We start from the raw sequence: 25,194 nt of genomic DNA, 5'->3' as shown, positions 1-25,194 counted from the left end.
CGGTGACACGTCGTGGCCCAGCGGAATCACGGTGACCGACAGGGGCCGGTGCCACCCCTCACCGCGCCGTCCTCCGGGTCAGCGTGATGAGCCACACGGTCGCCGCGAGGGACGCGGCGGACAGTGCCGTCAGCAGCCAGGGCACCGCGTGGATCCCGGACGCCTCGATGCCCACGCCGAGCAGCGGGGGCGCCGCGACACCGCCGATCATCGAGGCGGCGATCACCCACGCCCCGGCCCGCTTCGCCTGCGGGAGGGCCCGGTTGAGCCAGGTCAGCCCGGTCGGGAAGACGGGGGCGATGAACAGGCCCACCCCCGCGTACGCCACCGGAGCCGCCCCCTTCACGAGCGCCGGCAGCAGGCACACCGTCATCCCGGCGGCGCAGACCGTGAGGATGCGTTCGGGCGTGTACCGCAGTGTGACCGGCACGACGAGGAAGCGGCCCGCCGTCATCATCAGCCAGTAGACGGCGGTGGCGGACGCGGCGACCGACGTGCCGTAGCCGACGGTCTCCAGATGCGTGGGCTCCCAGCCGCCGACACCCGCCTCCACCCCGACGTTGAGGATGTAGAGGGCGAGGAAGCCGACGAGGATCCGGGACGGGCCGAGCGGCGCGGAGGTCCGCGGCGGTGCGGTCGCGTCCGCGGTCGCCGTACGGACGCCTCCCGTGCACAGGACGAGTGCCGCCGCCAGCAGGGCGCAGGCCCCGAAGGCGTACGTGTAGTTCGCGGGTCCCAGCCAGGCGATGAGCGCGGGCCCGAGCACCGCGCCGATGCCGAAGTGGGCGTTCAGGACGTTGAGCATGGCTGTCGAGCGGTCGCCGAAGCCGACGGCGAAGAGCTGGTTGAGGCCGTAGTCGATGCCGCCGAAGCCGAGGCCGCCGAGGAAGGCGGCGGCGAGCGCCGAGGGCCAGTCCGGAGCGAGGGCGAAGCCCGCCCCGCCCAGGGCCATCAAGGCGTAACTCGCCGACAGAAGTGTCCTGTTGCTGATCCGGGAGTGGATCGCGTTGAAGGCGAGGACGCCGGCCACGCCACCGGCGAAGTGCAGGCTCAGACCGAGACCCGCGCCGGACGGGGACAGCCCGTACTCCTCGCGCACCCCGGGCACGGCGGGGCCGTAGAGCGCCTGGAGCATGCCGATGAGGACGAACGCGACACAGGACGCGACCGCGGCCGGACGGCTGAAGAGCCGGCCGGCCGCGACGGGCGTGAGGGTGTCAGTCATGGATCTCCGAGAAGACGAACGAGAACTCGGCCGGGCCGGCGTGCAGTCGGTACTGGGGCAGGGCGCCGGGGCCGCACGACTGCGAACCGATGCCCTGCTGCCCGTGATCGAGGTTGATCCAGACCGTGTCGCCGGGCACCAGGTCCGTCAGGTGGTCGGCGGCGTCGAGCTGTTCCGTCGTCCAGCGGCGCGCGGTGAACCAGAAGGCGGGCTCGCCCTCGACGCGCAGGCCGCCGATCTCCGCCCGGCGCACGTCGGCCCGGGCGCCGTTCTCCTGCGGACGTACGTACGGCGTCTGGAGGTCCTCCACGGAGGACTCCCAGCGCCCCAGCATCGAGGCCGACCCGGTGTCCGGATAGGCCTCACCCGGGCCACCGCCGAACCACACCGCACGGTCCGCCGGACCCGTGAGCCCCAGCCGGATCCCCAGGCGCGGCAGCGGAAGCGTCCACGCGCCCTCGGGTGCCACGGACACGGTGAGCCGCAGCCGTGTCCCGTCGGACGTCCACCGGTACACCGTGCGCAGGCCGGCCTCCCGGCCGGCCGGCGCGACCCGGGTGCGTACGGTCAGTGCGTCGTCGCCCAGCTCCACGGCGTCCAGCCGGTGACGCATCCTGTGCAGGCCCAGGCCGCGCCACAGCGGGCCGTGGCGCGCGTCCGGCTGCCAGTGCGCGCCGTTGTCGTTGTCGGTCGGCGCGCGCCAGACGTCCAGGCGCAGACCGGTGACATCGATTCCGCCGATCGTCCGCAGCGCACCCGTACGGGCGTCGAAGGCGGCCGGGCCGAGAGTGATGTCCCGCAGGCCGAGCACCGGACCGTCGGTCTGCGCGACACGAGGCAACGGGTGTTCGCTGACCGGCAGTTGGGTCCACGCCACCACATGACCGCGCGGGCCCCAGGCGGTCCCTTCGGCCAGCACGGCCCGCACCGTCCACCGTGTCTCGGCCCCGCGCCCGTCCGCGGACGGCGCCGGCAGCTTGACGTCCGCGGAATCGCCCGGGCCGAGCGCGGGCACCGACAGCGCACCCGACTCGACGCTCACCCCGTCGACCTCGAACGACCACTCGAAGGCCAGCCCGGACAGGTCCGCGAAGTCGTAGCCGTTGGTGACGCGCACCGTCCCGGCCGGACCGTCGCCGTCGATGCGGACCGGTTCGATCACCTTCTTGTACTCGACGAGTCCGGGCGACGGCGTGCGGTCGGGGAAGAGCAGCCCGTCGCACACGAAGTTCCCGTCGTGCAGCTCCTCGCCGAAGTCGCCGCCGTACGCGAACCCGTACCGCTCGTCCCTGATCCCGTGGTCGATCCACTCCCAGACGAAGCCGCCCTGGATACGGTCGTAGGACTCGAACAGACGCTGGTAGTCGGCGATCCCGCCGGGGCCGTTGCCCATGGCGTGCGCGTACTCGCACAGGATGAAGGGGAGTCCGCGCCGCTTGTGGGTGCCGCCGTCCAGGCCTCGGCCGATCCGTTCGACCTCCGCGTGCCCGGCGTACATCCGCGCGTAGATGTCCGTGTCGCGGCAGTCGGGGTCGCCCTCGTAGTGGATCAGCCGTGAGCCGTCCCGGCCGCGGATCCAGTCGGCCATCGCGGTGAGGCCGCGCCCCGTGCCGGCCTCGTTGCCGAGCGACCAGACGACGACGGACGGGTGGTTCTTGTCGCGCTCGACCATCCGGGCCGCCCGGTCGAGCAGCGCAGGCGTCCAGCGTTCGTCGTCGACGGGATTGTCGCGCCAGGCCTGCTCGGTGAAGCCGTGGGTCTCCAGGTCGCACTCGTCGATCACCCAGAGCCCGTACTCGTCGCACAGGTCGAGGAAGGCGGGGTGCGGCGGGTAGTGCGAGGTGCGCACGGCGTTGATGTTGTGCCGCTTCATGAGCAGCACGTCCTCGCGCATGGTCTCCGGATCGAGTGCGCGGCCCCGCTCCGGGTGCCACTCGTGCCGGTTGACGCCCTTGAAGAGGATCGCCCGGCCGTTGACCTTGATCAGGCCGTCGTCGAGCGCGACCGTGCGGAAGCCGATGCGCAGCGGGACGCGTTCGCCCTCGGTGACCAGGGTGCCGTCGTAGAGCCGGGGCGTCTCCGCGGTCCACGGCCGCACCGGCACGGTCACCGGCTCACCGGTCGCGACGTCGATGTCCAGGCCGGGGACCACGACCCGGCCGTCGACGTCGGAGTCGACGCGCAGCGTCCCGAGGCCCTCGACGTGGTCGTAGGAGGCGAGCACGAAGTGGTCGAGGACGCTGCCCGGCGGGCGGTGCAGGAGCGTGACGTCCCGGAAGATGCCCGGCAGCCACCACTGGTCCTGGTCCTCCAGGTAGGAGCCCGCCGACCACTGGTGGACACGCACCGCCAGCACGTTGCCGGCCGGCTTCAGCAGGTGCCCGACGGCGAACTCGTGCGGCAGCCGGGAGCCCTTGAACTCGCCGATGTCCGTGCCGTTCAGCCACACCCGGGCGCAGGACTCCACACCGTCGAAGCGCAGCACGGAGCCGCCCTCGGCGGGCCAGTCGGCGGGCAGGTCGAAGTGACGCAGATGGTCACCGGTCGGGTTCTCGGTCGGCACCCTCGGCGGATCGACCGGGAACGGGTAGAGGTGATTGGTGTAGATCGGCGAGCCGTGGCCCTGCAGCACCCAGTGACCGGGGACGGTGATCTCGGCCCAGTCCCCGGTGTCGTGGCCCGCCGCCGCGAAGGAGTCGTCCTGCGCGTCGGCCGTGGGTGACAGGCGGAAACGCCAACTGCCGTTCAGCGACAGGGTCCTGGCGTCCGAGGCGGGGTGGCGGGCGCGTGGCGGGAGGGCGCCGCTGCCCGGCGAGACGTCCTCGACGTAGTCGGTGGCGGTGGTGCGGAAAGACATCGGTCTCCCGGTCGTGGAAGGGACGTGTCAGCCCTTGATGCCGGTCTGCGCGATCCCCTGCACCAGCCAGCGCTGGAGGAAGAGGAAGACGAACACCAGGGGCAGGATGGAAACGGCCGTGGCCATGAAGATCAGATGGAAGTTGACGGTCTGGTTGGTCATGTACGAGGAGAGCGCGACCTGGACCGTCCACGCCTGCGGGTCCTGGCCGATGACCAGCGGCCACAGGAACGCGTTCCAGCCGCTGATGAAGGTGATGGTCGCGATCGCGGCGAAGAAGTTCAGCGAGTTGGGCACGACGACGCGCCAGTACGCGCCCCAGTACCCGAGCCCGTCCACCCGCGCCGCCTCCTCCAGCTCCTTGGGGAACCCCAGGAAGTACTGCCGGAAGAGGAAGCAGGTGAAACCGCTGAACAGCCCCGGGACGACGAGCCCGCGCAGACTGTCCACCCAGCCGAGCGAGGAGACGAGCACGAAGCTCGGCACGAAGGTGACGGCGGCGGGCACCATCAGGGTCACCAGGACCGCGTAGAAGATCTTGTCGGCGTGCCGGTAGGGGATGCGGGCGAGGCCGTAACCGGCGAGGGAGCAGACCAGCAGGGTGCCCAGGGTGTGCAGGACGCCGACGACCGCGGAGTTCCACAGGGACCGGGCGAAGGGGACCGTGCTGTCGCCGAACAGTTCGCCGACGTTGCCCCATTGGAGGTGGGTGGGGAAGAACTTCCAGCTCTCGCCGGTGATTTCGGCGTCGGTGGACAGGGCGTTGCGGACGAGCAGATAGAAGGGCACCAGGAAGAGCAGGGTCGCGATGCCGGTGGCGAGGTACAGGCCGGTGTTGCCGAGGACACCGCGCCGGTCGCGTCGGCGTCCGCGCCCGTTCGGCGGGACGACGGAGGCCCCGTGGCCCTTGATGACGGTGGTCACTTGGCCTCGTCCCTCCTTCCGAATCCCATGAACCTGCCCTGGAGCAGGGTGACGAGGCAGATCAGCAGGGTGAGGATGACGGCGCCCGCGCTGCCCGCGCCGTAGTCCTGGGCCTGGCCGAGTGCCGTGTAGTACAGCTCGACGAGCGGCGGACGGCCCCACGTGGTCTTCGACAGCAGGTTGAAGAACTCGTCGAAGGCCTGGTACGCGGCCACGAGCAGCAGCAGGATCACGGCGGTCGACGTCGCGCGCAGCTGCGGCAGGGTGATGTGACGGAAGGTCTGCCAGCCGGGCCTGGCACCGTCGATGGCGGCGGCCTCGTAGAGCTCCGGCGGGATGTTCTGGAGCGCCGCCAGGAACAGGATCATGTAGAAGCCGGACTGCAGCCACAGGCGCGCGGTGACGATGACGAGCCAGTACCAGGGCGGGTCGGGGTTCGCCAGCCAGGCGATGTTGTCGATGCCGAACCAGCCGAGGACCGTGTTCATCAGGCCGAAGCGGACCCCGCTGAAGAGGGACATCTTCCAGATCAGCGAGGCGGCGACGTAGCTGCACGCGGTGGGCAGGAAGAACACGGAGCGGAAGAACGCCCGCATGAAACGCAGCCGGTTGACCATCAGGGCGAGCCCCAGCGAGACGGCCCAGGTCAGGGGCACGATGAGTGCGGCGAAGACGGTGAAGGTGACGAGGGCGCCGGTGAAGTTGCTGTTCTCCAGCATCTGCCGGTAGTTGTCGAGACCGACGAACTTGTCGGGGGTGACCGTGAAGCGCGCCTCGAAGAAGCTCAGCCACAGGCTCCAGCCGATCGGGATGTAGACGAAGACCAGCAGGCCGATGAGGAACGGACCGGTGAAGACCCAGAAGGCGAGGGTGCTGCTGCCTCGCGGCCCCCGCCTCGGCCGGGTCGGGGAGACCGCGGCCGGGGCGGGGCGCGCGGCACCGCGCGTGGTGGTGGTCGACATGTCGTAACCCGCCCGCCGGCCTATCCGAAGAGCTTCTTGAGCTCGCGGTTCACGGTCGTGTCGGCCTTGTCGAGAGCGGCCTCCGGGTCACCGTCCTTGCGGACGCAGTCGGCGAAGACGTCCTCCAGCGCGGTGATCATGCTCTGGGTCCAGCCGATGTTGTCGAAGTGCCCGTACTCGTTGAAGAGGTTGACGCCCTCGGCGGGCAGGCCGGACTTGAGCTTGGTGGCGCCCGCGGCGAGCGAGGAGCGGGGCGGTATGTGGAAGCCGTAGGAGAGCGACCAGTCCTCCTGGTACTTCTTCTGGTCGATCCACAGCCACTTCACGTACTCCTTGGCCAGGTCGACGTTCTTGCCCTTGGCGTTGACGAACATGGACCAGCCGCCGTTGTAGACGGACGGCTTGCCGCCGTCGGTGACCTTGGGGAAGGGAAAGACGCCGATGTCGTCGCCGAGTGCCTTCTGCATCTGCGGCATGGCCCACATGCCGCAGAACTGGATCGCGCACAGGCCCTGGTCGATCGCGGAGGGGTCCCAGTAGTCGGCCGGGGCGTCGAGGAGGAGATCCCCGCTGGTGAAGAGCTTGCGCATCTTCTTGAGGCCTTCCTTGACCCCCTCGGTGTGGTACGCGATGCGGTTCTGGTCGTCGAGGGTGTCGGCGCCCGCGGACCAGATCATCGGGTTGATGACCGCGTGCAGGTCGTTGCCGAGGAACAGGCCCTTGACCTTGCCGGTGGTGAGCTTTGCGGCGGCCTCGATCAGCTCGTCGAGCGTGGCCGGCACCTCGACGCCCGCCTTCTCCAGCAACGACGGGCGGTAGAAGAAGAACTGCGGGTCGTCGATCATCCGGACGCCGTAGATCTTCCCGTCGACCGTGTGCGAGGCGATGTCGGCCGGATTGAAGTCGTCCTTGACCGGCTCGACGATGTCGCTCAGGTCGGCGACCTGGCCGCTCTTGACGAGCTGGATCTGTGGATGGAACTCGAACAGGTCGGGCGCGTTCTTGGTGAGCAGGGAGGCGAAGAGCTTGCTCTCGAAGTCGGAGCCGGTGATCCACTGCGTGGACACGTTCGCCTTGTCGTAGTCCTTCGCGTACCGCTTGACGGCCTGTTCGGTGCCGGCCTCGCCGTACGCGTGGAAGTACTGGACGAGGTTCTTGCCCGAACCGCTGCCTCCTCCACGGCCGTTGTTGCCCCCGCACGCGGCCAGCGGGCCGAGGGCGGCGAGGCCCGCGGCGGCGCGCAGTACGGATCGACGGTCCCAGTTGCTGCTGCTCATTGCCGACATGCTTGACGTCCTTGTCTCGAATACGGCTGCGGCTCGGTCGCTCACGCGCCAACTGGCTCAAAGAACGTTGCGGTGCCGGACGTTAACCTTCGGCTAATACTTCGGCAAGGGGTTGGACGAAGCCCGTTCGAAGAGTTGCGGCGGGTTCGGAGTACCGGACAGGACGAGTCGGCGGGCGGGTCGGAACGGCCGTGCGGACACCGCCGACTCCCGTGCGATCACTGCGACATGAGCAGGCGGGCCGCGATCCGTCGTGACGGAGACGGCGGACGGCGTCGGGGCCACCGGGAGCCGTGACCGAGCGTCCGCGCTCAGCGGGGCGCCGGCGTCGAACCCCCGGCGGTGGTCAGCCCTTCGAGCCGCCGCGCGCCCGCACCCGTGGCATGGCCGCGTTCCGCTGCCCGACCGACTGAAGGGCCCCCTCCAGTGCGAACGTCGCGGCGCCGAGGCAGACGGGGTCGGTCGGAATGGGGGAGAGGACGATCTCGGTGGCGGCCAGCGGCCGCTTCAACGCGTGCCGGGCCACCGCGTCGCGCACCTCGTGCAGCAGCGGCTCCCCGAGCGTGGCCGCGACCCAGCTGCTGAGCACGACCACTTCGGGGTTCAGCAGATTCACCAGGTCGGAGATCCCGGCGCCGAGATAACGGGCTGTGTCCCGTACGACCTTGAGCGCCACGGGGTCCTGTGCGGCGACCCCCCGCGCGAGCGCGTCGATGGTGGCGGTCTGGTCCTCCGGGTGCAGCAGCACGCTGCCGGGGCTCAGCTCCCGCAGATTCAGCATGATGCCCGGCGCCCCGACATAGGTCTCCACGCAGCCGTGATTGCCGCAGTGGCACAGCCGGCCGTCCAGGACCAGCGTCGTGTGGCCCCATTCGCCCGCGCTGTTGCTGACCCCCCGGTGCAGCCCGCCGCCGAGGGCGAGCCCCGCGCCGACGCCCGTGCCCAGATTGACCACCACGGCGTCGCCGCGCCCCCGGGCCGCACCGAACCAGAGCTCCGCGACCGCGCAGGCGCGCAGCGGATTGTCGAGGTGCAGCGGGTAGGCGATGTGCTCGGCGAGCAGGTCGAGCAACGGCACGTCGTGCCAGTCCCAGTTGGGGGCGTACTCGCAGACGCCGCCCTCCCGGTCGACCTGCCCGGGCACGCTCACCCCGACGCCGAGGACCCGGGCCGCTTCCACGCCGGCCTGCGCGACCACCGAGCCGACGGCCGTCGCGACGTGCCCGACGACCTGCTCCGGACGGCTCTCGCCCGGGCGCATGTCCTCGTCCGCGCGCGCCAGCACGTTCAGCGCCAGGTCGAAGAGCTCGACCCGCACGTACGTCTCCGCGATGTCGACGCCGATCAACGCTCCCCCCGAGGCGTTGACGGCCACGAGGCCCCGCGGGCGGCCGCCCGCGGAGTCCTCGAAACCGACCTCGGTCAGCATGCGCAGGTCGAGCAGCTCACCGACGAGCGTGGCCACCGTGGCCAGACTCAGTCCGGTCGCCGCCGCCAGTTCCTGCCGGGAGGTGGGTGATTCGGCGATGATCTGACGCAGCACCTCGTAGCGGTTCGCCGTACGGATGTCGCGTGATGTGCGCTTCACCGGACCTGCCACCTCGATCCCCCGGTCCCTCCCCGTCACGGCCGGGCCCAGCGGCCACGGCGCGCCGCAAGGCTATGACTCGGGAAGGGCTTTCGACAAGGGGTTAGGAAAGGGGCTGGAGGAAGTCCCGCACAAACGCGTTGGTGAAGGTCCCCGCGGGGTCGAGGGCAGCCGCCAGCGCCCCGAAGTCGGTGAGCCGCGGACTGCGCGCGCGCACCACCTCGGAGGGCACCGTGAACACCTTGCCCCAGTGCGGCCGCGCGTCGAACGGCGCCAGCGCCTCCTCGACCCGGGCCACCACCGGCAGCACCGCCTGCGTGTCCGCGACCCAGGTGAAGTGCAGGGCGACCGAGTCCCGGCCGTACGCCGGGCTCAGCCACTGGCGGTCGGCGGCCACCGTCCGCACCTCGCAGATCTGCAGCAGCGGCGCGATCACGTGGCGGATCGCGTCGAGGGCGTGCAGCGCGGCCAGGGCGTCCGAGCGCGGCAGCAAGTACTCCGACTGGAGCTCGGCACCGCTGCTCGGGGTGAACTCGGCCCGGAAGTGGGGGAGCCGGTCGTGCCAGGGGCCGGGGACGCCGAGCTGCTCGGTGCAGTTCCGCGCGGGCATGCCGGGCACCGGGTGCATCGCCTCGGTGGCGGGCGCCGCCCACGGGAAGTCCACCGCCGGACGGTCGGTGCGCCGCTTCAGCCACACCTGTCCGAAGCCCGGCTGCCGCCAGTCGGTGAACAGGCTGACGCTGTACGCGGCCGCGGCGACCGCCTCGAAGTCCAGCCCCGCCAGCGGAAGTCCGGTGAAGACGTGCTGGCTCACCCCGAAGGCCGGCTCCAGGTCGAGGGTGAGCGCGGTGACCACGCCGAGCGCGCCGAGCGCCGTCACGGCGCCGTCGAAGCGGGTGTCGTCCCGGCCGATCGTCACGGTCGCACCGTCGGCGGTGACCAGTTCGACCTCGCGCACGGCGGAGGCGAGCGAACCGTTGGTGACCCCCGAGCCGTGCGTGCCGGTCGCCACCGACCCCGCCACCGAGATGTGCGGGAGGGAGGCCATGTTGTGCAGCGCCAGCCCGTGCTCGTGCACCCTGCGGGCGAGTTCGGCGTACCGCACGCCGCCCGAGACCCGTACCGTACGGGCCGTCGTGTCGACGTCCACCGCGGGCGGCAGCCCGGTCAGCGACAGCAGTACGCCGCCGTCGCCCGGTTCGGCGATCGCGTTGAAGGAGTGGCCGCTGCCCAGCACCCGCACCCGCGTGCTGTCGGCGACGAGGGCGCGCAGCGCGTCGAGCGAACGGGGCCGGTGGAGCTCCCCGGCCGTGTACGTGATGTTGCCGGCCCAGTTGGTCAGGGTGCCTGTCGTGCCTGTCATCCCTGTCGTCCTCCACGGGAAGTCGCCGTCCACGGCCGGTGGGACGGCCGTTCGTGGAACCTGTCCGGCCGGTCCGGCGCGGTGATCGGCCCCTCCGTTGACCCTCTCACGAGGCCACACCTACCGTAGAGACCGCTTGCTGTCGTGGAAGCCGATCACGACACCGATCGCGGCGTCGAGCGCGACACCGATCACGAAGCCGCCGAGCCGGAAGGTCACCTCGTTGCCCGAGCGTCCCCTGGCGATGTTCGCCATGACAGCCCAGAACGTGCCGCTGATCTTCCCGCCCGGGCCGATGGCCCGGCTGCGCGGGCTGGTCGACGTGGACCCCGCCCTGGTGGCGCACGACTTCACCGATCCCCGCGTCCGCGCCGTCCTCGCGGAGACCGAGATCCTCGTCACCGGCTGGGGCTGCCCCCCGCTCGACGCCGACACCCTGGACGCGGCCCCGAAACTGCGTGCCGTGCTGCACTCCGCCGGCTCCGTCAAGGGCTTCACCACGCCCGCCGTCTGGGAGCGCGGGCTCCTCGTGTCGTCGGCGGCCGACGCCAACGCGCTGCCCGTCGCCGAGTACACGCTCGCGATGATCCTGCTCGCGGGCAAGGACGTGTTCGCCCAAAGGGACCGCCTGCGCACCGAACGTGCCTTCCCCTACGGGCAGATCCTCCCCGGCACCGGCAACTTCGGGCGCCGCGTCGGCATCGTCGGAGCCTCGCGGGTCGGCCGCCGCCTCGTCGAACTGCTGCGCCCCTTCGACCTGGAGGTGAGCCTCGCCGACCCGTACCTCGACGAGGCGGGGGCGGCGGCGCTCGGCGTCCGGCTGCTGCCGCTCGACGACTTGCTCTCCGGCAGCGACATCGTGACCGTCCACGCCCCGGAGACGCCCGAGACCCGGCACATGATCGGCCGCCGCGAACTCGCCCTGATGCCCACCGGATCCGTCCTGATCAACACCGCCCGCGGCTCCCTCGTCGAGCACGACGCCCTGGCCGCCGCGCTGCGCGCCGACCGGATCGGCGCGATCCTCGATGTCACCGATCCCGAGCCGCTGCCGGCCGACTCCCCGCTGTACGACCTGCCGAACGCCTTCATCACCCCCCATCTCGCGGGGTCGCAGGGCAACGAGGTCGCCCGGCTGGGCCGCACGGTGCTGGAGGAACTCGAACGACTGCTGTCGGGGGAGGAGCTGGCGTGCCGGGTCGACGCGGCCGGGCTGGAGCGCGCGGCCTGACGCGGCCCGCGTGCCCCGGGGCCGGGTGATCCCGGCGGTGCGTCCCGTCCTCAGCCGAAGAGCGGCGCCGATGATTCTGCGAAATTCGTCGCGCACGACGGTTCAAGAGACTGATTCGGTCGAAGCGTGGCGTTGACGATGCGATATCGGTAGCGTGCCGGTCATGACCTACGGCCCTCTCCCTGAAACCGCCGTCACCCGCCACCGCCGGCTCCGTGAGCGGGGCAGCCTCGATCGGGCCGACCTGGACGCGATCCTCGACGCGGGGTTCGTCTGCCATCTCGGCGTGATCGTCGAAGGGCGGCCGGTCGTGGTGCCGACCGTGTACGGGCGCGACGAGCGGCACCTGTACGTACACGGTTCCGTGGCGAGCCGGAGCCTCGCCGCGGGGCACCCGGTGTGCGTGACCGTCACGCACGTCGACGGACTCGTCCTCGCCCGCTCGGTCTTCGAGCACGGGGTCAACTACCGCAGCGCGATGATCCACGGAACACCCCGCAAGGTCACCGACCCGGAGGAGAAGACCGAGGGGCTGCGGCTGCTCACCGAGCACGCGGCGCCCGGCCAGTGGGACTACGCCCGTCGGCCCAGCCGCAAGGAACTGGCCGCGACGACCCTGCTCGCGCTCTCCCTGGAGGAGGCCTCCGTGAAGATCCGTACCGGAGCCCCCGACGACGGCGACGGCCCCGACGCGGCGCTCGGCCTGTGGGCCGGCACCCTGCCCCTGGTCCCCACCTGGGGCGCGCCCGAGCCCGACCCGCTGCTGCCCGCGGATCTGGCCCCTCCGGCGCACATCGCGCGACGCGGGGGGACCCGGCACGGCTGACGCGCGGGCAGGGGCATACCGTGAGGAGTCGAGCAACGCAGACTGAACTGGTCGGGAGCGAGGAGAACGGGATGGGCAGCCGCACCGCGCTGGTCGAGGATCTGATGGAGCGGTTCCCGCACGTGCCACGGGAGGCCGTCTTCAAGGAGGACCTGCTCCGCGGGGGCGTCGCCTTCGACGCGTCGGCCCTCAGCGACAACGAGAGCGGCGAGGTCAAGCCGAAGTCCTACTTCATCTTCTCCTTCGACCACGGCACCCTGCCCGAACTGGGCGAGGCCGCCCTGCGGCGCCCGCCGGAGGAGATCATCCTCACCGGAGGGCCGTACGACCTGCGGCGCACCGTCGTGTCCGTACGGGTCAACCCGTCCTCGCCCTACCGTGTCGCCGCCGACGCGGACGGCATGCTCGGGCTGTACCTGGACGGGAAGCGGATCTCCGACGTCGGGGTGCCGCCCATGCCGGAGTACTACCGGCACAAGCTGTCCAACGGGAAGTCCGTGATGGAGGTGGCACCCACCATCCAGTGGGGGTACCTGATCTACCTCACGGTCTTCCGCGTCTGCCAGTACTTCGGCGCCAAGGAGGAGTGTCAGTACTGCGACATCAACCACAACTGGCGCCAGCACAAGGCGGCCGGCCGTCCCTACACCGGCGTGAAGGACGTCGAGGAGGTCCTCGAGGCGCTGGAGATCATCGACCGGTACGACACGGCGAAGGCGTCCACCGCGTACACCCTGACCGGCGGCGCGATCACCAAGACGGTCGCCGGACGCGACGAGGCCGACTTCTACGGCCACTACGCCAAGGCCATCGAGGAGCGCTTCCCCGGACGATGGATCGGCAAGGTCGTGGCGCAGGCGCTGCCGCGCGACGACGTGCAGCGCTTCAAGGACTACGGCGTGCAGATCTACCACCCCAACTACGAGGTGTGGGACCGCCGCCTGTTCGAGCTGTACTGCCCCGGCAAGGAGCGGTACGTCGGCCGCGACGAATGGCACAAGCGCATCCTGGACTCGGCGGAGATCTTCGGCGCGCGCAACGTCATCCCCAACTTCGTGGCGGGCGTGGAGATGGCGGAGCCCTTCGGCTTCACCACCGTCGACGAGGCCATCGCGTCGACGACCGAAGGTCTGCGCTTTTTCATGTCGCACGGCATCACTCCGCGCTTCACCACCTGGTGCCCGGAGCCGACGACCCCGCTCGGCAAGGCCAACCCGCAGGGCGCGCCGCTGGAGTACCACATCCGCCTCCTGGAGGCCTACCGCTCCACGATGGAGGACTTCGGGCTCTCCTCGCCGCCCGGATACGGCCCGCCCGGACCGGGCCGCGCCGTCTTCTCCGTCAGCTCCTTCATGGACAGCCTCCCGGCCCGGGACGAAGCGCAGGAACCGACCCAGGTGTGACCCCCGGTCGGCCCGTCGGGGCCCGGTGACCGTCTCCAGGAGTGAAGAGGCGCAGACGGTCGGGGAGCGGCCGCCCGGCGGAGTCGTGCAGACCGGCGGCCGCGACCGGTGGCGGTCGCGGGCCGCGCGGGGGAGCAGACCTGTCCGCGCCGGGTGGGTGGGGGCCATGGACGCGTGGGACGGTACGGCCGGTGTCGACGGCGCTTCGCCGACGCTTGCGCACGAGAGGCTGGAGGCCGGGTGCGCACCGGTCGCCGTGTTCGCGGAACTCGCGGCACGGACCGGTGACTGGCCTCTGTCGGCGTGGGCCGTCTGCCTGGCACTCGGCATCCCGGCCCCGGACGTGGCGGGGCGGTTCGCCCGCGGCATGGGCGGCATCGCCACGGAATTCCACCCGGGCGAAGAGGAACTGTGCGGCGAGGTCCTGGAGACCGTCGGGCTGTTCGACGTTCCCCGGCCGCTCGACGAGCGCGGCACCGAGATCGCATGTCTGCTGACGACCGCCGCCGGGGCGCTGGGCGGCATGCCCAGCGGCCGCGCGCTCACCCTGTCGCGCAGACACGTCAGGGGCGAGCTGACCGCGATGTTCCTGTCGCCGGCACGGACGCCGCCCCGGCGCGAGCGGGCCAGACCCGCGGAGTACTGGGCTGCCCTGTCCGCCGCGGGTGACCTGCTGCTCCAGGCCGGCGGCGAGGAAGGGCGCGAGGTCGAACGCGCGCTTCAGGAGTGCCGACGACACGCGGCCGAACACCCCTCGAACGGGGAGAGACCTGTGGTGCCGGAAGCGGATTGATACTCTCCGGCGTTCCTTCCGTATCACTCGGGGGACGCCGTGCCCGGACGGTCCGACGGACCGAACCGGTGCCACCGGGTGCCACGCCATGTGCGTACGGAGTTCGAGTACGGCATTTGAATACGCCGCTTGTCAGTTGTGCGGGAACCGTGAAAAGCTCGGGCCCCGTCGCGAGAGACAGGCCCCAACTCCCCCGTGGAAAAAGTCGAGTTGGGCATTGCATGACCTGGCACACGGAAGCAGCGGATGCAGGAGCCCCCATGCCCGACCTGCCGACCCCTCAGAACGCCGCCGAGGCCGCGCTGTTCTCGGAGTGCTGGGACGCCGTCCTGTCGTACGCGGACCTGTGCACGTCCGGCTCCGCGGCGGCCACCCAGCTGGCCACCGAGGCGTTCACCCACGGCATCCGGGAAGCGCGCACGAACAACGACGCGACCAAGGGCGCCGGCCGCAGGACGCCCCGCCTGCCCCGCGTCCCCCTGCTGCTCACCTCCGTCCGTACCACCGCCGCCGCCTGGGAGACCCACGGACAGGGCCACCGCCTCGACCCCGACCTCAGGCTGTGGCTCAACTCCGAGAAGGCCGCCCGTTACACGGGACCGCCACTGCACCGCCCGCTCGCGCTGCGCGGCCTCAAGGACATGCAGGAGGCCGACGCGGCACTCCTGTGGCTCGCCGAGGTCGAAGCGGTGCCGCTGCCCGCCGTGGCCCGGCGGCTCGGCCTCGACCCGACGGCCGCGGCCGAGGAACTCGGCCATGTACGGGCACTGTTCAGGGACCGCTGCCACCGCAACCACCTCGACACCCCCATGGACGCCGGCTGCCGCAGCTATGCCCGGCTCCTCGACGCCGTCACCCGCTCACCCGGTGCCGAGACACCCGAGGACCTCTCCCGCCACCTCGCCCAGTGCGTCGAGTGCGCGGAGGCCGCCGCCTGTCTGCGGCTGCACGGCGGCGGCCTGCCCGCGGCGGTCGCCGGCGGAGTGATCGGCTGGGGCGGCCTCGCCTATCTGGAGCGCCGGCGGCGGGCCGCGGAGGCGGGCCTGGCCGGCGGACGCGCCGACGCGGCCTCGGACACGGGCATCGCCGTGGGCACGGTGGCCCGGCCGCGGCTCGGACGGACCGGGCTCCTCGCCGCGGCCGTCCTCGTGTCGGGCCTCGCCCTCACGGTCTCCCTGATGCCCTTCGGCGACGGGAGCGGGCGCGACGCCTCCGCACGCGGCGACTCCACCGACCGGCAGCCCGTCGCGGACCCGGGCATCCCCTCCCCGTCCGCCACCGCCCGCCCGGCCGACTCGTCGGCATCGCCGGAGCCGAAGAAGCCGGCGTCGGCCACCGCCACGCACACGAGACCGGACCCGGAACCCCAGGGCACGTCCTCCTCTCCGGCCGGTTCCGCCACCCCGTCCGCGCACCCCACCCGGAGCGCGTCCTGCAAGGTGAAGTACGAGATCGTCGACGAGTGGCCGGACGGCTTCCAGGCCACCGTCGCCGTCACCTCCGCGCAGGCCCTCGACGACTGGCAGGTCGCCTGGACCTTCCCCGACGGCCAGCGCGTCACCCAGATGTGGGACGGCACCTTCACCCAGCACGGCTCCCGCGTCACCGCCTCTGCCGCGTCCTACAACAAGTCCGTCGCGGCCGGCGGCACCTTCGCCGTCGGCTTCATCGGCTCCTGGGACGACCGCAACGCGGTCCCGGACAACTTCACGCTCAACGGCGGACGTTGCATCCGCACGACTTGAGCCGCGGACTCCCGGATTTAATCGGTTGACGGACCTCAGGGGGGTCCGGCTACGGTGTGCGTGTTCGAGCGAAGGCCGGTCGCCTTCGCTCCCGGCGAGCGTTCCTGAGGAGGTGTGACCGATGGCTGTCGTTGCGATGGGCGCTGCCCGCATCCAGAAGTTCATCAAGTCCACCTCCGTGGCCGCCGGCTGACCTTCCTCTTTCCTCCGCGCCGGAGTGCGCGTGCCGGGGCCGCCCTTGTGAAGGGTCTCCCTTGACTTCCAGCTCCGCCTTCTCCGCTTCTCCCGCCTCCTCCACCCCCTCCGCCCTCGCCCCCTACGGCTGGGACGACGCATGGGCGGACGAGTTCGCCCCGTACGCCGCCGAAGGCCTCGTCGCCGGGCGGGTGGTCCGGGTCGACCGCGGCCAGTGCGACGTGGTCACCGCCGACGGGCTCATGCGCGCGGATACCGCGTTCGTGACGCCGCACGACCCGATGCGGGTCGTGTGCACCGGTGACTGGGTCGCCGTCGAACCCTCGGGCCACCCGCGCTACGTGCGCACGTATCTGCCGCGCCGTACCGCCTTCGTGCGTTCCACCTCCTCCAAGCGTTCCGAGGGACAGATCCTCGCCGCCAACGTCGACCACGCCGTGGTGGCGGTGTCCCTCGCCGTGGAACTCGACCTCGGCCGCATCGAACGCTTCCTGGCCCTGGCCTGGGAGTCCGGGGCGCAGCCGGTGGTCGTGCTCACCAAGGCCGACCTGGTGCCGGAGCCGGCGACGCTCGGACACCTCGTGCAGGACGTGGAGACGACCGCGCCGGGCGTCCCGGTGCTGACGGTCAGCTCCGCGACCGGCGAGGGCGTCGACGTCCTCGCGGCCGTCCTCGCCGGCGGCACGTCGGTCCTCCTCGGCCAGTCCGGGGCGGGCAAGTCCACGCTCGCGAACGCCCTGCTCGGCGAGGACGTCATGGACGTCCAGGCCACGCGGGACGTCGACGGCAAGGGCCGGCACACCACCACGACCCGCAACCTCCTCGCCCTGCCCGGCGGCGGCGTCCTCATCGACACCCCGGGGCTGCGTGGCGTCGGCCTCTGGGACGCGGAGACCGGCGTCGGACAGGTCTTCGCCGAGATCGAGGAGTTCGCGGCCGACTGCCGCTTCACGGACTGCGCCCATGTCGCCGAACCCGGTTGCGCGGTGCTCGCGGCCCTCGACTCGGGTGCGCTCCACGAACGCCGCCTCGACAGCTATCGGAAGCTGCTGCGCGAGAACCAGCGGATCGTGGCCAAGACGGACGCACGGCTGCGCGCCGAGATCCGTCGCGACTGGAAGCGCAAGGGGGCGGAGGGCCGGGCCGCCATGGAGGCGAAGCGAGGACGCTTCTAGCCGGGCCGGCCCGTTCCGTACTGAGCGGGCCGGTCCGTCCCGTACTGAGCGGGCTGGTCCGTCCCGTACTGCGCGGGCCGGCCCGTCCCGCGCTGCTCCGGCGGGTCCGTCCCGCGCTGCCCCGGCCGGTCCGTGCGGCCGGCTCCGGCAGGGACCGGATCGGGGCCGGGACCAGGCGGAGACCGGCGGGGACCCGTAGGGACCGGCAGGGTCCCGCCAGGCGCCGGGGCGAGGCGGTCCGGGCGGCGGCGGGGCGGTTCAGGGTGGCGGCGAGGGGCCCCACGTCGCCGCGCCGTGCCACGCACCGCCGCTCCGCCGCGCCCATCGGCTCGCGCCCAGCGTCATGTCCGAAATCCGCCGGACCCGTGTCGGGCGACGGCGCACACTGGGAGGGTGATCGACGAAGACACCAGGTACGAGGCCGTACGGAGCAGGGACGCCCGGTTCGACGGGGAGTTCTTCTTCGCGGTGGAGACGACCGGGATCTACTGCCGGCCGAGCTGCCCCGCCGTGACGCCGAAGCGGCAGAACGTGCGGTTCTACCCGACGGCCGCCGCGGCGCAGGGTTCCGGCTTCCGAGCCTGCCGCAGGTGCCGCCCGGACGCCGTGCCCGGCTCCGCGGAGTGGAACGTACGCGCCGACGTCGTCGGCCGGGCCATGCGCCTGATCGGGGACGGCGTCGTCGACCGCGAGGGGGTCGGCGGCCTCGCCGTACGCCTCGGCTACAGCTCCCGGCAGGTGCAGCGGCAGCTCACGGCGGAGGTCGGCGCCGGCCCCGTCGCACTGGCCCGTGCCCAGCGCGCCCACACCGCGCGCGTGCTGCTCCAGACGACCGGACTCCCGGTCACGCACATCGCGTTCGCGGCCGGGTTCGCCAGCGTGCGGCAGTTCAACGACACGATCCGTGCGGTGTACGCGTCGACGCCGAGCGAGCTGCGGGCCGCGGCGCCACGCACCGGTTCCGGCGTCCCGCGCGGGGCCACGCCCACCGCCGGGGTCCCGCTCCGGCTCGCCTTCCGGGGGCCCTACCAGTCCACCGACGTCTTCGACCTGCTCGCCGCGGAGGCGGTCCCGGGCATCGAGGACGTCGGCGGCCCGCACGGCAGGCGCACCTACCGGCGCACGCTCCGGCTGCCGTACGGAAGCGGCATCGCCGCGGTCGACGAACGCCCCAGCGGTGCCCGGCGACGTCCCGGTCCCGCGGACGCGGCGCACCCCGGCGGCTGGCTCGACGCCCGGCTCCACCTCACCGACCTGCGCGATCTGACCACCGCCGTGCAGCGGCTGCGCAGACTGTTCGACCTGGACGCCGACCCGTACGCCGTCGACGAGCGGCTGGGCGCCGATCCGCTGCTGGGCCGGCTGGTCGTCGCGCGGCCGGGCCTGCGGTCACCGGGCGCCGCCGACCCGGACGAGCTCGCGGTGCGCGCGCTGGTGGGGCGGACGGCGGCCGAGGACCTGGTGCGACGGTACGGGAAGGCGCTGGACGCCCCGTGCGGCACGCTCACGCATCTCTTCCCGGAACCGGCCGTGCTGGCGCAGGCCGAGCCGGACGGCACCCTGGGGGCCCTGGCCGCCGCCCTCGCCGACGGCGCACTGCGGCTCGACCCGGGCGCCGACCGTGACGACGCCCACGAGGCGCTGCTCGCGCTCGCGGGCATGGACGAGGGGACCGCGGCCGTCATCCGTACTCGTGCGCTCGGGGATCCGGACGTGGCCCCGCCCGGGCAGGACGTGCCGGACGGCTGGCGGCCCTGGCGGTCCTACGCCGTGCGGCACCTGCGCGTGGCGCGGCAGCGGGGGGAGGGGCCGGGCCGGGATCGCACGGTCTGATCGGACGGCCCGTCGGGACGGCGTGCGCAGACCGTCGGGACGAACCGTCGTGACGGCACGCCGGAGCCGACCGGTCGAAGCCGACCGGTCGAAGCCGTCCGGTCGAAGCCGACCGGACGGAGCCGGCACGACGGAGCCGAGGAGCCGTCGCGAGGACCCCGCGACGGCTCAGCCCACCGGCGACGGCAGCAGACGCGGTTCGATGCGTTCCTCCACCGCCGTGTCACCCTCGCGCCTGACCAGGTACGCGCCTTTGCCCGGTATCTCGGTGACGGCCTCGGTGAGTCGGGTGCCGCGGTAGACCAGGCCCACCCCGTCGTCGGTGCAGTGGGTGTCGGGCAGCGTGCCGTCGGCGACGAGCCGGTGCACCAGCGGGCGGCGGCCCGCGTCGCTGTCGTAGTGCACGCCGTTGCCGTACGGCAGGTAGCCGAGTCCGTCGGTGAGCGGGCGCAGCTCGGGGCCGAAGGAGTCCGTGGTGCCGCCCCGGAACCAGCAGAGGGAACCGGCGCTCACACCGCTGAGCACGACCCCGGCCTGCCAGGCGCGCCGGAAGACCGCGTCGAGGCCGTGGACGCGCCACACCGCGAGCAGGTTCGCCGCCGAACCGCCCATGACCCACACGACGTCCTGGTCGAGCACCGACGCCTCGATGTCCTCGAGGTTCGGCATGGGGAAGAGATGGAGGGGAGTCAGGTCGAAACCCGCCACACGGGCCGCCTCGGTCATCCGGGTGGTGAAGTGCTCGGCGTCGCCGATCGCCGTCCCGACGTACATGACACGAGGGCGACGGCCCCGGACCTCCGCCAGTTCCACGGCGTGGTGGACGAGGGCGTCGAAGGTCACCCGCGTGCGGTCTCCGGGACGATGACCACCCGAGGTGGCCAGAATGGTGGGCTCCGAAGCGGTCATGGCTCGCGACCCTACCAAGGGCGTGCCGTCGGACGATCTTCGACGGGAGGACCGCCGGAGCGGTCGGTCCTCAAGGCCCCGGCTGTGGATCCGCTTCGGGCGGACGCGGATCAGTTGCTCACCGAAGTGCGGCACCAACTCGTGCGGTCCGGTGAGCAGTTCGACCTCCTCGCGCATGCCGACGCCGCGCACTTCCACGGCCGAAGGCTGACGATGTCGTCGACGACGAGGGCGACCTCCGGGTTCTGCCGACGGGTTTCGGCAACCTCGGCAGGCCGTGCCCACCCGGCCTCGGCGCTGCCCGCCCCTCCGGCCTCCTGAACCGGCCCGCCGGTTTCCGCGGGGTGCGCCCAATGGTGTGACAGCGTGTTGAGCGGGCCGACGGCCAGGGAAACGATGCCCCCATGACCCGCGCGATCAAGGTCCGGTATCTTCTGGCCGCTCTGGTGACCACCGTGGTTCTCGCGCCGCCGCACGCGAACGCGGACACGGGGCGGTTCCCGGACGGGACGGCCGCCGGGGCGCGGGGCCCGGCGTGGACCGGCACGTGGGAGGCGGCCGCCTCCGGCACCGCCGACGCCCTGCCCGGTGCCTCGATCCGCAACGTCGTGCACACCAGTGTCGGCGGACGTGCGGCCCGCGTCCGCCTGTCCAACCGGCTCGGCACGGCACCGCTGCAACTCGGCTCCGTGACCCTCGCGTTGCGGCGCCCCGGCGCGACGGCCGGTCCGCGCGCCGTCGCGGGTTCGATGCGCAAGGTCACCTTCTCCGGTGCCGGATCGGTGACGATCCCCGCGGGCAGGGACGTGGTCAGCGACCGCGTGGACCTCACGGTCCCCGCCGACGCCGACCTGCTGATCTCGGTGCACACGCCCGTCGACTCCGGCCCCGCCACGTATCACCGCTCCGCGCTCCAGCCCAACTTCGTGGCGGTCCGGGGCGACCGCACGGCCGACGAGAGCGGCACCGCGTACACCACCACGCTCAACAACTGGTACTACGTCACCGGTGTCGACGTGCTCGGTTCCTCCGCCGCGGGCAGTGTGGTCGCGCTCGGCGACTCCCTCACGGACGGCACGGGCTCGACGTTCGGTGCCAACCACCGCTGGCCCGACCGGCTCGCCGACCGGCTGAGCGCCCTGCCCGCGCACCGCCGGCTCGGCGTCCTCAACGCGGGCGTCGCCGGGAACCGGATCCTGCTCGACGGCCGCGGCCCGAGGGCCCTGTCCCGGCTCGACGCCGACGTCTTCTCCCGCACCGGCGTCCGCTCGCTGATCGTGCTGCAGGGCATCAACGACATCAAGGGCCCACCGGAGCAGACGGATCCGCGTGTCATCGAGGACGCCTACCGTCTGATCGTGCGCCGTGCCCACGCCCACGGCATCCGCGTCGTCGGCGCCACGATCACCCCGTACGGCGGTCACAGCGCGTACACCCGGGCCCGTGAGGCCGCGCGGCGGGCGGTCAACGCCGCCATCCGCACACGCGGCCTCTTCGACGCGGTCGCGGACTTCGACGCCACCGTCCGCGACCCGGCCCACCCGAGCCGCATCCGCCCCGCCTACGACCCCGGTGACCACCTCCACTTCAACGACGCGGGCATGAAGGCGCTGGCCGACACCGTCGACCTCACGGCGCTCGCGCCCTGAAGCGTTCGCTACGCGGGCTGCCCCCATCGAGGTGCGGCCTCGGCCGGCCGGACCGGTGCGACGGTGAGGTCCGGGCGGTCGCCCCGCGCGGTGATCAGCGCCGACTCGCCCTTGCGCAGGGCGATGCGGATCGCGCCGTCGCCCGCGTCGGCGGTGCGCGGGGTCCGCCCGTGTCCGTCGCGGACCTCGACCGGTCCCGTGATGCCGTGCCGTACGACGCAGGGCGCACCCGCCTCGCTGAACAGCCGTACCCAGCGGGTCGTGCCGCCCGTGCGGACCGCCGAGAGCAGGAAGGCGCCCTGGGTGCGGAAGTCGTGGACGGTGAGGTCGCGCCAGGCCGCGGGCAGGGCGGGGAAGACGCGGACGACTCCGCCCCATGACTGGCAGACCATGTCGTGCAGGGACTGGGCGGCGGAGAGCGGGGTCTCGATGACCGGGCCCGACTCCTTGTACATGGTGTTGGGCTGGATGAACCGGGCCATCAGCTCGCCCAGGTACGCGAGCGCGTCCTCGCCCTTGCCGAGCAGCGCGGACATCGACGCGGCGCCGGTGAACGTGTAGCCCTGGAGGGCACCCTCGAAGCCCACCCAGTGCGCCAGCGACCTCTCGATCAGGGCGCGTTCGTCGGGTGTGCGGCCGGTCAGCTCGTACAGCGGGTACACGGCGAGCAGGTGCGAGTAGTGGCGGTGCGACTTCGCGAACGGGATGTCGGCGCCGATCATGAAGCCGTTGGTGTCGGTCGGGTAGTCCACCCGCCGGGCGAGCACTTCGCGCCAGCGGGGCGCCGACTCGTCGTCCACGCCGAGGAGTTCGGCGGACTCCAGGAGCGTGCGGCAGCCCCATGTCAGCAGCATCAGGTCGTAGTTGCAGTCGTGGGTGTTGCCGCCGTACTCGGGGGAGAAGGTCGCCGGGAGGTGGAGCCGGCCGTCCGCGCCCGGTTCCAGGAAGTGCAGGTAGTAGTTGACCGCCTTGCGCAGGAGCGGGAAGAGGACGTCGCGCAGGATCGACTCGTCCATGGTGTGGCGGTAGCTGAGCCAGACGTTGTGCAGGGCCCAGGTGAGGTTGCCGACCTCGGGGGTCGGCGGGTCCTGGCCCGGGATGCCGACGCCGTAGCCGGTGAGGGTGCCGGCCGCGCCGTTGACGAGCTGCGGGTCGGTGGTGCGCGGGATGCCGAGGGAGTCGCCCCGGTACCGCTCCGCCACCTCCTTGGCGAGGTTGTCCCGGAATTCGCCCAACGCCCTGGTCACCGCGTCGAGTTCGAGGTGGTTGGAGCCGTGGATCAGCCAGTACTCCAGTTGGACGTTGAGGTTCCACCAGGTGTTCGGCCACGGGGTGGGCTCCAGCCAGGGTCCGCTGGTGGCCATCACGGGGGCGTCCCGGCGGGCGGCCGACGCCGTCTTGTACAGCTGGATCCAGTAGAAGCGCTGGAGGCGCGCGTCGGGCAGGGAGAGGAAGCTCTTGCGGTAGTAGGCGTGCCACCGGGCGCGATGCGTCCGAGCCAGCCCGTCGTACGTCAGGGCGGAGGCGCCGCGCACGGCGGCGACCGCCCGCTCCGGCGCCGTGGCCTTCGGGTAGGAGTGCGCGACATGGACGTACAGGGTGCGCGTGCCGCCCCTGGTCCGCTCCCGCCACGCGGTCGCGTGTCCGCCGCCCGACAGCAGCGGCTGCACGGCGGTGAGGACGCCGTCGCGCTCCACGACCTCGGCGGGCGGATTGCCCCGGTAGCCGTCCGGCAGCGGTTTGAACGCGGCGCGCGGGCTGATGGCTTCCGCCGGGTGGAACACCCAGCGGAAGTCGCGCTCGCCCTCGCTGGGCGTCACCTCCACGGCGAGCACCGAACGGGAGTCGTGGACCAGTGCGCGCAGCTTCAGCGTGCCCTTGTCGGTGGTGAGCGTGCCGGTGAGTTCGGCGTCCTCCAGCCGCAGCCGCCAGTCCAGGCCGGTGATCGTGCCGGCCGGCTCCAGCGTGAACCAGCCGATCGGCAGGCGGGCGAGTCCGAAGAGCGAGCCGAACTCGGGACGGTGGTCCTGCACCTCGGAGTGCTGCACGTTGAAGCGCACGGCCCTGGTCTCGGCGCCCGGTTCGGCGTAGATGCCGGAACCGAGGAAGCCGTTGCCGAGGAACGGGCCCTCGTACCAGGTGCGCGGCATGCGCTGCCAGACCAGGTCGGCGTCGTCGAGGACCGCCGTCCACGGGTCGGCGGCGGTGCCGTCCGGCGTGGCGGCCCGGGGCCGCGTCTGTGCCCGGGCCTGCGGACCGCCCGCCAGCAGCGCACCTCCCAGGGCGGGGCCGGTGGCGAGCACGGTACGTCTGGACGGGCTGGGCATGGCGCCTCCTGGCGACTCGTACGGCAACACACGCACGGTGATTCATCGGAGCTATCCCAGAAGGCAACGTAGAGATGGTGCGGTAGCCCGTCAATGACCAAAGAGAGATCCGATGTGTTACTACGTACGTGAACAGCGGCCGTACGGCTGTACGCAGGCACACTTCCGGCGCCGCGCCCGATTCCCTCGGCCCGGGGGTCGGCTCCCAGACCCCGTTCCGGGCTCCTGGCCCCGCTCCTGGCCTGCCGCCGCCGGTCCCGGCTCCTCAGCCCGGCCCCGGCTCCTCGGCACCGGCTCCTCGGCCCGGCCCCGGCTCCTCGGCACCGGCTCCTCGGCCCGGCCCCGGCTCCTCGGCCCCGGCTCGGCGACCCTGACGTCGGCTTCTTCGCCACCGCCAGGGGCCCGGCTCAGCCCCAGATCACCGCCCCCAGCCATGCCCCCAGGATCAGCAGGCAGGCGAAGAGCTCCGTCAGGACGCTCCAGCCGCCCGCCCGCATCAATGTCCGTACCGCCGTGCCCGCCTGTCCGTGCCCGCCCAGCCGGCGCCGTTCGCACAGGTAGATGCCGCCGAGGAAACCGGGTATCGCTCCGACCACCGGCACCAGGAAGAAGCCGAGCAGTGCCCCGAGACCGGCGTACACCGCCGTCCGGGTGGTGGCTCCGCTCGCACGCAGCCGCCGCGGCGGGAGCGCCCAGCGGATCGCCCGGGACAGCAGCAGGACCCCGGTCGCGCCGACCAGCACCCCCCACGACAGGGCACGCGGGTCCTCCAGCGCCCACCACGCGACCGCGGCCCAGACCAGCCACGAGCCCGGCACACCGGGCACCAGTACTCCGGCCAGGCCGAGCAGCATCACCACGCCGACCGGCAGGAGTTCCCACGCTCCCATCTGCCCAGGGTGC

General features: G+C 72.2%; 19 protein-coding genes. 8 read left to right on the top strand and 11 right to left on the bottom strand.

Features of this window, described 5'->3' with window-relative positions:
- Positions 1 to 58 precede the first annotated feature (58 nt).
- From ABEB03_RS39015 to ABEB03_RS38980, 8 genes are all read right to left on the bottom strand, one after another.
- Positions 59 to 1,225 (bottom strand): MFS transporter, encoded by a 1,167-nt coding sequence (locus tag ABEB03_RS39015; RefSeq protein WP_345657694.1) that lies wholly within the window; start codon positions 1,223 to 1,225, stop codon positions 59 to 61.
- Positions 1,218 to 4,082, bottom strand: coding sequence for a glycoside hydrolase family 2 TIM barrel-domain containing protein (locus tag ABEB03_RS39010; protein ID WP_345657693.1), 2,865 nt, complete (start codon positions 4,080 to 4,082; stop codon positions 1,218 to 1,220). The genes ABEB03_RS39015 and ABEB03_RS39010 overlap by 8 nt, the downstream gene beginning before the upstream one ends.
- A 27-nt stretch (positions 4,083 to 4,109) precedes the next feature.
- Positions 4,110 to 5,006, bottom strand: a complete 897-nt coding sequence (locus ABEB03_RS39005; protein ID WP_425589361.1) for a carbohydrate ABC transporter permease — start codon at positions 5,004 to 5,006, stop codon at positions 4,110 to 4,112.
- Entirely contained in the window at positions 5,003 to 5,968 is a 966-nt protein-coding gene (locus tag ABEB03_RS39000; protein WP_345657692.1) for a carbohydrate ABC transporter permease, read from the bottom strand. Before ABEB03_RS39000 ends, ABEB03_RS39005 begins: the two co-directional genes overlap by 4 nt.
- Positions 5,969 to 5,988: 20 nt before the next feature.
- Complete coding sequence (locus tag ABEB03_RS38995) at positions 5,989 to 7,254, bottom strand: ABC transporter substrate-binding protein (RefSeq protein WP_345657691.1); 1,266 nt, start codon at positions 7,252 to 7,254, stop codon at positions 5,989 to 5,991.
- Positions 7,255 to 7,600: 346 nt separating this feature from the next.
- Positions 7,601 to 8,842, bottom strand: a complete 1,242-nt coding sequence (locus ABEB03_RS38990; RefSeq protein WP_345657690.1) for an ROK family transcriptional regulator — start codon at positions 8,840 to 8,842, stop codon at positions 7,601 to 7,603.
- 103 nt (positions 8,843 to 8,945) lie between these two features.
- Positions 8,946 to 10,205 (bottom strand): FAD-binding protein, encoded by a 1,260-nt coding sequence (locus tag ABEB03_RS38985; protein ID WP_345657688.1) that lies wholly within the window; start codon positions 10,203 to 10,205, stop codon positions 8,946 to 8,948.
- Positions 10,206 to 10,325: 120 nt separating this feature from the next.
- Complete coding sequence (locus tag ABEB03_RS38980) at positions 10,326 to 10,460, bottom strand: hypothetical protein (RefSeq protein WP_257005006.1); 135 nt, start codon at positions 10,458 to 10,460, stop codon at positions 10,326 to 10,328.
- Between ABEB03_RS38980 and ABEB03_RS38975 the strand changes: the two genes are divergently transcribed.
- From ABEB03_RS38975 to ABEB03_RS38945, 7 genes are all read left to right on the top strand, one after another.
- Entirely contained in the window at positions 10,429 to 11,436 is a 1,008-nt protein-coding gene (locus tag ABEB03_RS38975) for a hydroxyacid dehydrogenase (RefSeq protein WP_345657687.1), read from the top strand. The genes ABEB03_RS38980 and ABEB03_RS38975 overlap by 32 nt on opposite strands.
- A gap of 163 nt (positions 11,437 to 11,599) precedes the next feature.
- On the top strand, positions 11,600 to 12,262 hold the full coding sequence (locus ABEB03_RS38970) for a pyridoxamine 5'-phosphate oxidase family protein (protein WP_345657686.1): 663 nt from the start codon (positions 11,600 to 11,602) through the stop codon (positions 12,260 to 12,262).
- A 71-nt stretch (positions 12,263 to 12,333) separates the two neighbouring features.
- Positions 12,334 to 13,665 carry a radical SAM protein gene (locus tag ABEB03_RS38965; RefSeq protein ID WP_345657685.1) on the top strand — a complete coding sequence of 444 codons (1,332 nt, stop codon included), beginning with the start codon at positions 12,334 to 12,336 and terminating at the stop codon, positions 13,663 to 13,665.
- A 166-nt stretch (positions 13,666 to 13,831) separates the two neighbouring features.
- Positions 13,832 to 14,458, top strand: a complete 627-nt coding sequence (locus tag ABEB03_RS38960; protein ID WP_345657684.1) for a hypothetical protein — start codon at positions 13,832 to 13,834, stop codon at positions 14,456 to 14,458.
- 260 nt (positions 14,459 to 14,718) lie between these two features.
- Positions 14,719 to 16,203, top strand: a complete 1,485-nt coding sequence (locus ABEB03_RS38955; protein WP_345657683.1) for a cellulose binding domain-containing protein — start codon at positions 14,719 to 14,721, stop codon at positions 16,201 to 16,203.
- A 254-nt stretch (positions 16,204 to 16,457) separates the two neighbouring features.
- The gene (gene rsgA / locus ABEB03_RS38950; protein ID WP_345657682.1) at positions 16,458 to 17,573 is read left to right on the top strand and encodes a ribosome small subunit-dependent GTPase A; all 1,116 of its coding nucleotides are present in this window, start codon (positions 16,458 to 16,460) and stop codon (positions 17,571 to 17,573) included.
- 396 nt (positions 17,574 to 17,969) lie between these two features.
- Positions 17,970 to 19,406 (top strand): DNA-3-methyladenine glycosylase 2 family protein, encoded by a 1,437-nt coding sequence (locus ABEB03_RS38945; RefSeq protein ID WP_345657739.1) that lies wholly within the window; start codon positions 17,970 to 17,972, stop codon positions 19,404 to 19,406.
- A gap of 168 nt (positions 19,407 to 19,574) precedes the next feature.
- Here ABEB03_RS38945 and ABEB03_RS38940 read toward each other — a convergent pair whose 3' ends face one another.
- Positions 19,575 to 20,315, bottom strand: coding sequence for a Type 1 glutamine amidotransferase-like domain-containing protein (locus tag ABEB03_RS38940; protein WP_345657738.1), 741 nt, complete (start codon positions 20,313 to 20,315; stop codon positions 19,575 to 19,577).
- Between the two features lie 404 nt (positions 20,316 to 20,719).
- On the opposite strand from ABEB03_RS38940, the gene ABEB03_RS38930 reads away from it, so the two are divergent.
- A complete protein-coding gene (locus ABEB03_RS38930) occupies positions 20,720 to 21,964 on the top strand; it encodes an SGNH/GDSL hydrolase family protein (protein ID WP_345657681.1) in 1,245 nt (414 codons plus the stop codon).
- Between the two features lie 8 nt (positions 21,965 to 21,972).
- Here the strand turns inward: ABEB03_RS38930 and ABEB03_RS38925 are convergent, their stop codons facing one another.
- Positions 21,973 to 24,291, bottom strand: coding sequence for a glycosyl hydrolase family 95 catalytic domain-containing protein (locus ABEB03_RS38925; RefSeq protein ID WP_345657679.1), 2,319 nt, complete (start codon positions 24,289 to 24,291; stop codon positions 21,973 to 21,975).
- A gap of 407 nt (positions 24,292 to 24,698) precedes the next feature.
- Entirely contained in the window at positions 24,699 to 25,181 is a 483-nt protein-coding gene (locus ABEB03_RS38920; protein WP_345657678.1) for a DUF456 domain-containing protein, read from the bottom strand.
- Positions 25,182 to 25,194 lie beyond the last annotated feature (13 nt).

It is taken from the genome of Streptomyces siamensis (assembly GCF_039543605.1).
GTDB classification, from domain to species: domain Bacteria; phylum Actinomycetota; class Actinomycetes; order Streptomycetales; family Streptomycetaceae; genus Streptomyces; species Streptomyces siamensis.
The sequence above is the reverse complement of the archived record's forward strand: the minus strand, read 5'-3'. Positions and strand labels throughout refer to the sequence as shown.